Source organism: Methylobacterium sp. GC_Met_2 (assembly GCF_026540795.1).
Taxonomy (GTDB): domain Bacteria; phylum Pseudomonadota; class Alphaproteobacteria; order Rhizobiales; family Beijerinckiaceae; genus Methylobacterium.
Window position 1 is genome coordinate 69,581 of record NZ_JALNUM010000001.1, and the last position, 12,207, is coordinate 81,787.

General features: G+C 68.7%; 14 protein-coding genes. 6 read left to right on the plus strand and 8 right to left on the minus strand.

Annotated elements, in window-relative coordinates; all coding sequences use genetic code 11:
• Positions 1 to 142 precede the first annotated feature (142 nt).
• Positions 143 to 667, minus strand: a complete 525-nt coding sequence (locus OXS49_RS00350) for a MucR family transcriptional regulator (RefSeq protein ID WP_267420802.1) — start codon at positions 665 to 667, stop codon at positions 143 to 145.
• 282 nt (positions 668 to 949) lie between these two features.
• Here OXS49_RS00350 and OXS49_RS00355 point away from each other — a divergent pair, with 282 nt between their 5' ends.
• Positions 950 to 2,791 (plus strand): outer membrane beta-barrel protein, encoded by a 1,842-nt coding sequence (locus tag OXS49_RS00355; protein ID WP_267420803.1) that lies wholly within the window; start codon positions 950 to 952, stop codon positions 2,789 to 2,791.
• A gap of 6 nt (positions 2,792 to 2,797) precedes the next feature.
• Here the strand turns inward: OXS49_RS00355 and OXS49_RS00360 are convergent, their stop codons facing one another.
• Both OXS49_RS00360 and OXS49_RS00365 read right to left on the minus strand, forming a co-directional pair.
• A complete protein-coding gene (locus tag OXS49_RS00360; protein ID WP_267420804.1) occupies positions 2,798 to 3,502 on the minus strand; it encodes an SDR family NAD(P)-dependent oxidoreductase in 705 nt (234 codons plus the stop codon).
• A gap of 49 nt (positions 3,503 to 3,551) precedes the next feature.
• Positions 3,552 to 4,025 carry a nucleoside deaminase gene (locus OXS49_RS00365; RefSeq protein WP_244002920.1) on the minus strand — a complete coding sequence of 158 codons (474 nt, stop codon included), beginning with the start codon at positions 4,023 to 4,025 and terminating at the stop codon, positions 3,552 to 3,554.
• Positions 4,026 to 4,166: 141 nt separating this feature from the next.
• Between OXS49_RS00365 and OXS49_RS00370 the strand changes: the two genes are divergently transcribed.
• The 4 genes from OXS49_RS00370 (at position 4,167) to rsmD (ending at position 7,266) form a co-directional block, all read left to right on the plus strand.
• Positions 4,167 to 4,358 carry a CsbD family protein gene (locus OXS49_RS00370; protein WP_243921169.1) on the plus strand — a complete coding sequence of 64 codons (192 nt, stop codon included), beginning with the start codon at positions 4,167 to 4,169 and terminating at the stop codon, positions 4,356 to 4,358.
• 78 nt (positions 4,359 to 4,436) lie between these two features.
• Positions 4,437 to 4,613, plus strand: a complete 177-nt coding sequence (locus OXS49_RS00375) for a DUF1328 domain-containing protein (protein WP_244002918.1) — start codon at positions 4,437 to 4,439, stop codon at positions 4,611 to 4,613.
• A gap of 158 nt (positions 4,614 to 4,771) precedes the next feature.
• On the plus strand, positions 4,772 to 6,712 hold the full coding sequence (locus OXS49_RS00380; protein WP_267420806.1) for a pseudouridine synthase: 1,941 nt from the start codon (positions 4,772 to 4,774) through the stop codon (positions 6,710 to 6,712).
• Complete coding sequence (gene rsmD, locus OXS49_RS00385; RefSeq protein ID WP_267420807.1) at positions 6,709 to 7,266, plus strand: 16S rRNA (guanine(966)-N(2))-methyltransferase RsmD; 558 nt, start codon at positions 6,709 to 6,711, stop codon at positions 7,264 to 7,266. Before OXS49_RS00380 ends, rsmD begins: the two co-directional genes overlap by 4 nt.
• A 4-nt stretch (positions 7,267 to 7,270) precedes the next feature.
• On the opposite strand, the gene OXS49_RS00390 is transcribed toward rsmD, so the two are convergent.
• The 4 genes from OXS49_RS00390 to OXS49_RS00405 form a co-directional block, all read right to left on the minus strand.
• The gene (locus tag OXS49_RS00390; RefSeq protein ID WP_267420808.1) at positions 7,271 to 7,612 is read right to left on the minus strand and encodes a cupin domain-containing protein; all 342 of its coding nucleotides are present in this window, start codon (positions 7,610 to 7,612) and stop codon (positions 7,271 to 7,273) included.
• 76 nt (positions 7,613 to 7,688) lie between these two features.
• Complete coding sequence (locus tag OXS49_RS00395) at positions 7,689 to 8,132, minus strand: helix-turn-helix transcriptional regulator (protein ID WP_244002910.1); 444 nt, start codon at positions 8,130 to 8,132, stop codon at positions 7,689 to 7,691.
• 371 nt (positions 8,133 to 8,503) lie between these two features.
• Positions 8,504 to 9,454: an alpha/beta hydrolase gene (locus OXS49_RS00400; protein ID WP_267420811.1), complete on the minus strand. Its 951-nt coding sequence runs from the start codon at positions 9,452 to 9,454 to the stop codon at positions 8,504 to 8,506.
• Positions 9,451 to 9,996 (minus strand): phasin family protein, encoded by a 546-nt coding sequence (locus OXS49_RS00405; protein ID WP_267420813.1) that lies wholly within the window; start codon positions 9,994 to 9,996, stop codon positions 9,451 to 9,453. Before OXS49_RS00405 ends, OXS49_RS00400 begins: the two co-directional genes overlap by 4 nt.
• Positions 9,997 to 10,196: 200 nt before the next feature.
• Between OXS49_RS00405 and OXS49_RS00410 the strand changes: the two genes are divergently transcribed.
• Entirely contained in the window at positions 10,197 to 11,849 is a 1,653-nt protein-coding gene (locus OXS49_RS00410; RefSeq protein ID WP_267420815.1) for an AMP-binding protein, read from the plus strand.
• Between the two features lie 34 nt (positions 11,850 to 11,883).
• Here OXS49_RS00410 and OXS49_RS00415 read toward each other — a convergent pair whose 3' ends face one another.
• Positions 11,884 to 12,207 (minus strand): DUF6285 domain-containing protein, encoded by a 324-nt coding sequence (locus OXS49_RS00415; protein ID WP_267420817.1) that lies wholly within the window; start codon positions 12,205 to 12,207, stop codon positions 11,884 to 11,886.

Sequence of the window (12,207 nt, forward strand, 5' to 3'; positions counted from 1 at the left end):
ACGCGGCGCACGGTTGCGCGCTGCGCAACCGGACTTGGACATAGAAGCGCGTCCGCGGAGGCCGCGTGCTTTCGGGTACGGAGCTCCGGGAGCGCGAAGCGCCTGAGCGGCTCTCGAACGCGCACCCGCCGGTCGAACCCGCTCACGCCGGAGTCTTCTTGCGACCCCGCGCCTTCGCTGTGTGCACAGCCGGCGCTTCCTTCGCCGCCACTTGCGCCAACTCCTTCACCGCGGCTCCACCCGCACCGTTGTACTTGCGGCGCTGCTGTCCCAGCCCGAGTGCACGCGCCAGTTCGGACCGTTGCTCGGAATAGCTTGCCGCCGTCATCGGATAGTCCCGCGGCAATCCCCACTTCGCGCGGTAGGCCTCGGGCGACAGCCCGCGAAGCGTGAGATGCCGGCGGAGCGTCTTGTAGGGCTTCCCGTCTTCGAAGCTGACGATGTGATCTCGGGTAATCGATTTGCGGATCTGCGCCGGCGTCAGCTTCTCGGCCGGTCCATTCGAGCCCTGCCCAGTGGTGACAAGATGGCTCAGGGCCGTGTGGACGACGTCGATCAACCCGGGAAGTTCGGTGGAAGGCACCGAATTGTTCGACACATAAGCCGCGACGATATCGACCGCGAGCTCGATGTGCCCCGAATGTTCGCTTTCTACATTGCCAATCATGATCGACCCCTGTTCTGCCGAATATCCAGATCGTCCGAACCGAACTAGACACGATCGAAGTCTGTCAGATCCTAGCGGATTGAAATGCAAATCTCAATCGGACTGTCGTTACGCGTGTCACAGACCACGGCGGCGTTCGAATGCTGGCCGGGGCCGCCGTTGACGGCACATTAACCACGCTCCGCTAGCCTGAATTAACCATGTCGATGGCCCATTCGGCTGCCATCTGGACGATGAATTTCGGCGCTGAATAGCCGAGATATTTGTGGAGACCGGGATCAAGTGCGGACGGCGCGGCCTGATCGACGGGAACGGCACGAGAAACGGCTCGCTTACGCGGCCCTGACGCTGGCGCTTGCCGCGTCGCCGACGGCGGCCCAACGCTTCGATGCGGCGAGCCCCGTGACCGGGCAGCCCGACAATCCAGGTGTTGGTCTCGAAGCGGGACCGAACGGGCTGCCGGCCTTGCAACAACGCTTGTCGAACGGGCTGTCGCGGGACGATGGCCGCGGCTCGCCGACTGGAGACGCACTGGGCGGCGATCAGACCGGCGGCGACAGCCTGCGCTCTCCCCTCTCGCCCCCGGTTCCGGCGCAGGGGCAGACCCAGCCGGGCGCATCGCAGCTCGATACCCGCGTCACGAGTGGCGGCCGGCGTACGGGGGGCTCCTCGACGGCACCGAGCAACCTGGCACCCTCGGCCCTGCTCCGATCGCGGGCCGCACCGCCGCGCCGGCTCGGTTCCGCGACCCGGAGGATCACCCAGGACATTACCCAGGTGCCGAGCCCGGCGATCAAGCTCACACCGATCATCCAGCAGCCGGTGGTCGGCGTGCCGCTGCCGCCGGCGCCGACCCAGCTTCGACCGATCCTCCCACTGCTCGCCAACACGTCCGCCCTGGGCCTGCTGACGCCGGGCTTCATCCTGGGAACCGACCTCGCGCGGCCGATCCCCACGGATCCCGCCTACGCACCGATTGGCTACCAAGTCGGCACCTTCACGGTGCTGCCGAGCTTCGCCCAGAGCCTCGGCTACGATTCGAATCCCGACCAGACCTCCCGGCAATTCGCGCGGGGATCGGTGGCGCTGCGCACCGACGCCGCCGTCGATTTCCAGAGCAACTGGGCCTCCAGTTCGTTGCAGGGCTCCCTGCGCGGCGCCTATCTCGAAACGCCCCAGAACGAGGCCGCCAGCCGGCCAGCCGCGGACGGCGTCGTGCGCTGGCGCCTCGACGCGAATCGCGATCTGCACATCGACGCGGAGGGCCGCTTCCTGGTCGACACGCAACGGACCGGAAACCCGAACCTGCAGCTGGGTACCGCCAATCTTCAAGCCGCGTCGGCCACCACGCGTCCGCTGCTGGCGGTCTACGGCGCGTCCCTCGGTGCCACCGAGACGTTCAACCGTCTTTCCTTCACCCTGCGCGGCTCGATCGACCGCTCGGAGTTCGACAATGCCCGCCTGTCGGACGGGACGATCATCAATCAGGCCGATCGCAATCTCAACCAGTACAGCCTGCAGTTACGCACGGCGTACGAGGTCAATCCGGATTTCAGCCCGTTCGTGGATATTCTGGGCGATACGCGCGTCTACGATCTACAGCGGGACCAGAACGGGATCCGGCGCGACTCGAATGGCATCTCGTTCCTGGTCGGCGCCAGCTTCGGCCTGTTGCGCTCGCTGACCGGCGAGATCTCGGCGGGCATCCAGCATCGTGAATACGTCGATCCGACCCTGCGCGCCATCGATGCACCGCTGGTCAACGCCGCCCTCGTCTGGTCGATGAGCCCGCTGACCACGGTCCGCCTCACCGCCGCCACCGGCATTACCGAGACGACGATTCCGGGCTCGAGCGGCATCCTCACGGATGTGGCGACGCTCGAAGTCCAGCACGACCTGTTCCGCAACCTGTCGATCGTGGTCGGTGGCTCGTTCCTGAAGAACACCTACCAGGGCAGCACGATCCGCGAGAATGGCGTCTCGGCAACCGCGCGGCTCGATTACCACCTGACCCGCTGGCTCACCCTGCGCGGCACGTACATCTACCAGCAGATCAACAGCACGGCGGCGGGGGCGAGCTTCAGCGACAACACCTTCCTGCTCGGCCTGCGGGTGAACCCGTAAACCTGTTCAAAACCGCTCCGTCCAGGGGCGAAGTTCCAGCTCCGTCGTCCACGCGCTCCGATCCTGACGCAGCAGATCCCGATAGGCGCGCGCGATGGCATCGGGATCGAGATGGCTGTCGGGCGCGTCCGCCGGCTCGCCGCCGCGGGCCGGATTGCGGATGGCACCGTCGATGACGATGTGCGCCACATGGATGCCCTGCGGTTGCAACTCGCGGGCGAGGCTCTGACCGAGGCCGCGCAGGGCGAACTTACCCATGGCGAAAGGCGCCGAACCGGCGAAGCCCTTCACGCTCGCCGAGGCGCCAGTCAGGAGGATCGCCCCGTGGTGATGGGGCAGCATGCGTCGCGCGGCAGCCTGCGCCACGAGGAACCCGCCATACGCGCTGACCATCAGCGCCTCGGCGACCGCGGCCGGATCCAGCTCCGCCACGGGGCCACGCAAGCGTCCACTCGCGTTGTAGACCACCACGTCGGGCGCGCCCCCGTGGGCGGCCTCCATTTGAGCGAACAATCCTTCGACCTGCTCCGGCCGGCTCGCGTCGCAGGCGTGGAATGCGGCACCTGTCTCCGCAGCCAGACCGGCGAGCGTCTCGACGTTGCGCGCGGCGAGGCCGATCCGCAGCCCATCCGCCGCGAGGAGCCGGGCCAGGGACGCGCTGAGGCCGGAGCCGGCGCCGACGATCAGGGCACGGGAATAGGCTGGAACCATGGCGGTGTCCTCCGGCTCGGAATGCGGCCTTGGGCGGTTATTTCGCCGATCATACCCGTTTCGACACGAAGAAGTCCCGCAGGAGCATTCCGGCCTCGCGCTCGCGAAAACCACTATAGACTTCCGGCGCGTGGTGGCAGGTCGGCTGGTTGAAGACACGCGGGCCGTGCTCGACGCCGCCGCCCTTGGGGTCCGACGCCCCGTAGTAGAGCCGCCGGATCCGCGCGAACGAGATCGCGCCGGCACACATCGGGCATGGTTCCAGGGTCACGTAGAGGTCGCAGCCAATCAGCCGCTCATCGCCGATCGCCGCGCAGGCCGCCCGGATCGCCAGGATCTCCGCATGGGCGGTGGGATCCCGCAGGGCGCGGGGGCGATTGTGGGCGACGGCGAGCACGGTCCCGTCCCGGACAACGACGGCGCCCACCGGCACTTCCCCGTCCGCCGCAGCCTGCCGGGCCGCCGCGAAAGCCTGATCGAACGCCGTGGCGATGCCCCCAGGGACCGTCGTGTCAGCCGTCATGACACCGCCCCGCCGCGCCCCGAACGAATGCGCCGGATGTCTTGATCCAGAGCAATGTTAAGCCTTGGAACATTCGCCCGACCCTGGCCGTTCTTAGCGTCTCGTGCGGCGCCGCCGCCGGCCTTTGTGAAGGACACTCCCATGAGCAGCACCACGGACAAGATCAAGGGCGCCGCCAACGAGGCTCTCGGCAAGGCCAAGCAGGGCATCGGCGACGTCACCGGAAGCGACAAGCTGAAGGCCGAGGGTGCGGCTCAGGAGCTGAAGGGCAAGACCCAGAGCACGGTCGGCGACGCCAAGGACACCGTGAAGTCGGCGACCGACAAGCTCTGATCGTCATGCGCTGATCGGAACGGGACCCGCCGCGGGCGGGTTCCCACTCTGGATCGGCCTGAACAACGCGAGGATGCCATGATCGGTTGGGCTGTCACGTTTCTCGTCGTCGCGCTCGTTGCGGCTTTGCTCGGTTTCGGCGGGATCGCCGGCACGGCCATAGAGGCCGCAAAAATCGTGTTCTTCGTCGCGATCGCCCTATTTCTGATCTCCGCCGTATTCGGCGTGATGCGCGGTCGTTCACCCCGACTTTGATCCGCGATCGTCCAGCGGCGTACGCCGCTTTCGCGCCCGGCATCCATCACCATACGGAAAGGGCGTTCCTTCGGGGACGCCCTTTCGCGTTGGCCATCCGGCCAAGCGGTTTGAAAGACTGTCTCGCCTGCCGGTACGGGCTCTGGTAAGGCCCGGGCATGAGCGACTTGCCGAACGACGACACAGCCGGGGGTTCCGACCGCCCGGACCCCGAGCGCGCACGAGCCGAGGCTTGGAGCCCGACAACGGATGCCAATCGCGACGCCGATCCGGCTGGCGTGGTTCCGAAGCCGAGTCCGGCGAAGCCGCGCGCTGATAAGTCCGTCCCTGCACCGGCGGCCGAAGAACCACCCGCCGAAGAGCCAGCCGCCCCTGAGGTCGCCGAGCAGACGCCCCCCGGGGAGCGCATCGCGAAGGCCATGGCGCGCGCCGGGATCGCGTCCCGGCGCGAGGCCGAGACGATCATCCTGGCGGGTCGGGTGAGCGTCAACGGCGAGACGCTGACCTCGCCGGCGCGCAACGTCACCGACGACGATACGATCTTGATCGACGGCGAGCCCATGCCGTCGCGCGAACGCAGCCGCCTGTGGATCTTCCACAAGCCGCGCGGCGTCGTGACCACGGCCCGCGATCCCGAAGGGCGGCAGACGGTCTTCGAAATCCTGCCCGAGGAGCTGCCCCGGGTCGTCTCGATTGGACGCCTGGACATCAACACCGAGGGGTTGCTGCTCCTCACCAACGATGGCGGCCTCGCCAAGGTCATCGCCCATCCCGAGACCGGCTGGCTCCGCCGCTACCGCGTCCGCGCCCATGGCGAGATCGATCAGGCGCAGCTCGACCGGCTCTCGAAAGGCGTCACCATCGACGAGATGGAATACGGCCCCGTCGAGGCCACGCTGGACCGGGTCCAGGGCGACAACGTGTGGCTGACGCTGGGTTTGCGGGAAGGCAAGAACCGCGAGGTCAAGCGTATCCTCGAGTATCTCGGTCTGTCGGTGAACCGATTGATTCGCCTGTCGTTCGGGCCGTTCCAGCTCGGTGATCTCGAGGTCGGCCTCGTGGAAGAGATCCGGACCCGCGTGCTGAAGGACCAACTGGGCAAGTCGTTGGCCGAACAGGCGGGCGTGGATTTCGACAGTCCGGTGCGGGAACCGATCACGCCGTTCGGTGAGTCGAAGGCCGCCGATCGCGGCGCGAAATCGGCACAGGGGCAGGGAGGCGGCGACGGCGCGCCCCGGCGCAATGCCGCCCGTCCTGCGCCCGCACCGCGCGTCGCGACGGGCGGATCCGGATCGGCTCCGCGCAAGGCCGCGTGGCGGGACGAGGACGAGTCCAAGCCGCGGGGCACGCGCATTCCCCGCCGCGGCGCCGATCCGCGCGCCGCACAGGCCGCCGCGGCCGAGCGCGGGCGCGAGAGGGTCGGCTCGATCCGGACGGGGGACCGCCGGGTCGTGGTGGAGCGTCTCGCAGCCAGCCCGGCCGAGGCCGAGCAGCCGGCAAAGGCTCGCCGTCGCTATGCCGATGACGGTCCGCCCGGTGCGCAGCGCGGGGCGGGCGCGCGCGCGCCCAGCCGGAGTGGCGGCTTCGGGCAGGAACGCGGGTCCGCCGCACCGCGCGGCGAACGGAATGGGGCATCGCGGGGCGCTGACGCACAGGGCGAACGGCCGCGCCGGCCGCCCGCGCGCGGTGCCGAGTCGGGTTGGGGCGAGGGACGGTCGGATGCGCGTCCGCCAAACAAGGCGGGCGGGCGGCAGGACCGGCCCTTCGACCGGGATGCGGCTCCGGGTGCGCCGCGCGGGAAAGCCGGCTTCGGGAGCCAGGACCGCAGGCCGGGTGGCGGCAAGCCTGCCTTCGGCGATGGAAAGCCAGCCTTTGGTGGTGGAAAGCCAGCCTTCGGCGGCGCGAAAGCCGGCGGTGCCCGGCCGGGCGGCAAGGCCGGCGGCTTTTCGGGCAAGGGCTTTGGTGGCGGCGGTGGCGGCGCCGGAGGAGGCGGTGGCCGACCCGGTGGACGTCCTGGCGGGCGGCCGGGTGGCCGCCCCGGCGGCGCACCGGGCGGCGGCAAGCCCGGAGGCGGGCGCCCACCCCGCGGCACGCGATGAGGATCGTCGGCGGCGCCTGGCGCGGCCGACGTCTCGCAGCTCCGAGCACCGAGGCCATCCGGCCGACCTCGGATCGCCTGCGGGAGGCGCTCTTCAATGTCCTGACGCATGCCTACGACGAGGCTGTCACGGGTGCCCGGGTGCTCGATCTGTTCGCCGGAACCGGCGCGCTCGCCTTCGAGGCGTTGTCACGCGGCGCGGCCTACGCGCTCCTCGTCGATGACGGGACGGAGGCGCGCGGCGTGATTCGATCGAACATCGAGGCCCTCGGCGCCGAGGGCGTGACGCGTCTCTTCCGACGCGACGCGACCAAGCTCGGCCCCGCCGGGACAGCAGGACTGTTCTCGCTCGTCTTCTGCGACCCGCCCTATGGCCGCGATCTCGCGCCCCGGGCCCTGGTGAGCGCGGCGACCGGCAGCTGGCTGGCGCCAGGCGCCCTCGTGGTGGTGGAGGAAGCCGAGACCGTGCGGCTCGCCTGGCCGGACGGATTCACCGAGCACGAGCGGCGCGTCTACGGCGACACGGCGGTCACGCTCGCGCAGTACGAACCCTGACGCCTTAAACTGTGAGCTGGGGGCCGAGATGGATCGCCAGCCACACGGTCGGCGAATCCGTCCGATCGATCCGATGGCGCCGGCGCGGCGCGATCAGTACCGCATCGCCAGCATCAAGCCGCCTGGATGCGGCCTCGTCGGCAAACCGCAGGTCGGCCGAACCGGCCAGCACGACAACCCATTCGGCGTGGGGCTGATCGTAGTGAAAGCCAGGCGGATTCGCCTGCCTGGTCGATACGATGCGCTCCACCCGCAATCCAGGGGCCGTCAGCAGCACGGACACGTCTTCGTCCGTCCCGCTGGACGGCAGGTCGGCGAGCAGATGGACGATGTCTGCCGGCAGCACGCGAGATCGCCCCGTTGCGGTTCCTGCCTCGGGCATTGCCCGTTGCAGTCGCGCCGTCAACAGATGGCGACCGGTTTCAGGCGCTCGGCAGCGCGTCGCAAACCGCCACCTGCTCCGCCGCGGGAGCCGTGCGGCCCTGGCCGATACGCGCAGCCGACTTCACGAGGCTGAGAACATCGCGGCGCATCTGATCGTCGGCGATCTGGTTGTAGGCGCGGAGAAGTTCGACGGCCCCGCTGACACGCAGCAGCGACGGTCCATTCCCAGTTGCGCTCTCTGGCTCAGGCTCGAAGAAGCTCGAAACCGGGACGCCGAGCCGCTCGGCGATCGCTTGCAGACGGCCCGCCCCGACGCGATTCTTGCCGGTCTCGTACTTCTGGACCTGCTGGAAGCTCACCCCAAGGGCGCTGGCCAGCGCCGATTGGCTCAGGCCGTTCGCCGCACGCAGGAACGCGATGCGGCTGCCGACACCATGATCGATCGCCGTGGTCTGCTTCGGCTTGGGGCTGGGCTTGGGCATCTTGGGTGTCCGAACGTCGTCTCTAGTTGGCGGGTGTGCGCAACCGCAACCCGAGCCGCCGACTACAACTCAGTGCTGCGTGATCGCAGACCACAGATTCTAGCCTGCGCGCAGTAGATGCCATAGCCAAGCCCGGTGTGCAACGAAAGGTCACGCTCGCGACATCTAAGATACCAAAAATGATCTCCCGACCTCAGCGCCGACCGCGCGCGATCCTGCAGACATGAGCAGTTCGACTTATTGAACACCGATGAAACTACGTGGAACCTGCGTATGAAATATTTGCGCGGATGCGGGATACGGGCGCTCTTAATCGGCACGTGTAGAACAGCGACTATCGAATCGCGCGACTCGGCGGCATCCGCGGCAACTTAGCTGCGCGGCCTCTCCCCGCGCGGCGGTGGCCCCAGCCAGCGTATTACAATCGAGAGTTGTTGGTCGTCCAGGAGCGCGGGGGCATGGCCGCAATCCGGTATCTCGACGCGCTCCGTCGGCGGTCCGCGCCGCGTCATCTCGTCAGCCGTGGAGGCGAGGAGTAGTTCCGAGTGCTCGCCGCGCAGCAGCAGGACCGGGCACCGGATCGCGTCCCAGTCGCGCCACATGCTGACGCTGTAGACACGCCCCGGCCGGAAGGCGTCGCCGATGCCGGGGTCGTAATGCGGTCGCCAGCCGCCGTTCGGTTCTGGGAAGAAGCTGTGCTTGGCGATGTGCCGCCATTGCTCGTCGGTCAGCGGCCCGAATGCCGCGAGCACGGTGCGCAAGCGCGACTCCCCCGAAGCAAGGTTGTGATGCAGGCGCGGCGCATCGCGCAGGCGAGAGCCGATATGGCGGATCGGTGCCCAGGGCAAAAATGGGCCGATGTCGTTGATCACCATCCGGCGGATCGGCGTGTTGGCCGCGGCGGCCAGGACCATGCCGGTCAGCCCACCCAGCGACGTGCCGACCCAATCGATCTTACCCGGGATCCGCAGATGCGCGATGAGCGACGCCATGTCGGCGGCGTATTGCGGCAGGCCGTAGAGTTCCGGGTCCTTGAGCCATCCGCTCAGGCCGCGCCCCGGGAGGTCCGGGCAGATCACGCGGTAGCCCATCTTGGCCAGGAGATAGCCCAGCGGATCGAAATCCCGGCCCTGGCGGCTCAGGCCGTGCACGCAGACGACCACGTGCGGAGAGTCCGGATCGCCCCACTCGACGTAGGCGATGCGGTGGAAGTCGTGCGGCGCGTAGGCGAGGAAGTCGCCGGTCCGGAACGGGACGTCGGCGCGGCTGAGATCGTCGAGCCGCGGCATCGAGGCCGTCAGGGCGGCCATGTCGACGGTCACGGCGTTTCGGTGCGCACGGCCGCCTCGCGGGCGAGCCGGCTCGTGGTCTGATGCAGATCGACCATCTGGTCGGTGAGCCGGCGCGCCTGTTCCTGCAGGAAGGTGACGTTGAGGGAAGCGACCTCCCGGGCATCGGCGGCCTGTGCGATGCGCTCGGCGAAATCCAGGTTGGCGCGGATGTTCGTGTCCGAGGCGACCAAGACACGGTGCCCGATCTCGCGCATCGCCGCCAGCGTATGGGCGGCGTTGTCCTCGAACGCATTGTAGAGCCGCGCCCCCGCGGCCTCCCATTGCTCGCGCATCCTGCGGGCTCCGGCCACGTTGCTCTCGCTCAACTGGTGGGCGGTCTCGCGGCTGGACCCCATCACGGAGCGCCAGCCCTGGAAGGTTTCGGACATCGACGTCTCGAAGGCGTTGAGCGCCATCTCGCCGGCTTCGGCAAAGCGCTCATAGGCCTCGCGCGCCCGCGCAACGCTGCCCTCGGCCATAGCCCGTCCCGCCTGAACGGGCACCATCGGCAGGTTGTCGTTCCCCACGGTCACCGTCCCTCCGCCGGCCCGGATCGGCCGAGTCCAGAATATGGGCATCCGCCACGGCCGACGCGCCGTCAACCATGCGTCGTGACAGAAGCCGGCTGCGGCACCGGCCCAGTGCGGATCAGCGATTGACAGCAGGAACCGGCGGGAAATCATCCCATCGCGGAGCGAACGCCACGCCCGCCGCCCGGTCAGAAGGCAAAATCATGACGGAGATCGATCCGCACCCTGCGCCGTCCGGCGGTTCCGGCCGCCATCCGTTCGAGATCGATCTCGACCGGAATCCGGCCAATCACGTGCCGCTTACGCCGGTGAGCCTCCTGGCGCGCGCAGCCTCGGCCGCCGGGACCCGGATCGCGGTGATCGATGGCGACCGGCACCTCACCTACAGCGATCTCTATACACGCTGCCGCCGCCTCGCCTCCGGTCTCGCGGCCCATGGCGTCGCGCGCCTCGACACCGTGGCGATCCTGGCCCCGAACGTCCCGGAGATGATCGAGGCCCATTTCGCCGTCCCGATGCTCGGTGCCGTCCTCAATCCGTTGAACACGCGCCTCGACCCCGCGACCATCGCGTTCTCCCTAGCGCATGGCGGCGCCCGCGCGCTGATCGTCGAAGCCGAATTTGCAGCCCTGGCCACGCGCGCCCTCGCGGAACTTGGGCGGCCCGTGCTGGTGGTGACGATCGGCAAGGCCGATATCGTCGGCGCCCTTCCCTACGAAGCGCTGCTCGATGAAGGCGATCCGGATTACGCCTGGGCGGGCCCAGCCGACGAGTGGCAGTCGCTCTGCCTGCTCTACACCTCCGGTACGACCGGGGATCCGAAGGGCGCGGTCTACAGCCATCGCGGCGCTTATCTTCAGGCGCTCGGCAACGCCGTCACCTTCGGGCTCACCGCCGAGAGTGTGTATCTCTGGACGCTGCCGATGTTCCATTGCAGCGGCTGGTCTTACCCCTGGGCGAGCGTCGCCGCCTGCGCGACCCAGATCTGCCTGCGCAAGGTCGAGCCGGCGGCGATCTTCCAGCTGATCGCGGCGCATGGCGTCACGCATCTCTGCGGCGCGCCGATCGTGCTCTCCATGATCGCCCATGCGCCGGCCTCGGAGCGCATCGCCTTCCCGCAGCGGGTACGGTGCGCGGTGGGCGGTGCGGCCCCGTCCTCGACGATCATCCGCACCATGGAGGAACTGGGCTTCCAGGTGCTGCACCTGTATGGCGCGACCGAAAGCTACGGCCCCGCCACCGTCTGCCTCGCGCAGCCCGACTGGGCGGACCTGACCGATGCCGAACGCTACGGCCGCATGGCGCGGCAGGGCGTGCCACTCGCGACCCTTGAAGCCGCCGCGGTGGTGGATCCCGCGACCGACCGGCTGGTGCCGCAAGACGGCACGACCGTCGGCGAGATCCGGCTCCGCGGAAACACCGTGATGAAGGGCTATCTCGGCAATCCCAACGCCAACGCGCAGGCGCTGGCCGGAGGCTGGTACCGGACCGGCGACCTCGCGGTCTGGCATCCGGACGGGTCGGTCGAGATCAAGGACCGAGCCAAGGACATCATCATCTCGGGCGGCGAGAACATTTCCAGCCTTGAAATAGAGGAGGTGCTGATGCGCCATCCCGCGGTGATGCTGGCCGCCGTGGTGGCGCGGCCCGATCCGACCTGGGGCGAGAGCCCTTGCGCGTTCCTGGAGGTGAAGCCCGGCGCGGAGCCGCCATCGGATCAGGAGCTGATTGCTTTCTGCCGGGAGCGGATGGCGCGCTTCAAGGTGCCGAAGACCGTGCTGTTCGGCCCGCTGCCGAAGACCTCCACGGGGAAGATCCAGAAGTTCGTGCTACGGGACCGCGCGCGTGAATTGTAGGAACCCGCGAAAGAGCCGCCCCTCCAGGTGAGGCTCACCCGCCCGACGCACCGGGCTTCCAGACCTGCGCTGACACCGCCGCAACTGCCTCAAGAGCCGCATGCAGGTCCGGATCGGCATCGCGCGCGCCAGCCCGGATCGCGGCGACCAGCGTCTCGACCGGCTCGCCGGCCAGGAGATCCGCGCCGGTCGCCGACAGGCGGTCGGCCACGGCGATCTCGCGGGACGCGATGCCGATCGCGTTGGCCACCATCAGGGCGACGTAACGGGGGCGGCCGGTGAGGCCGGGCACCACCTCCTCGGTCAGGGCCCGACGCGCGGCGTCGAGGAGGGCAGCGCCGGAGGGATCATCCCGCAT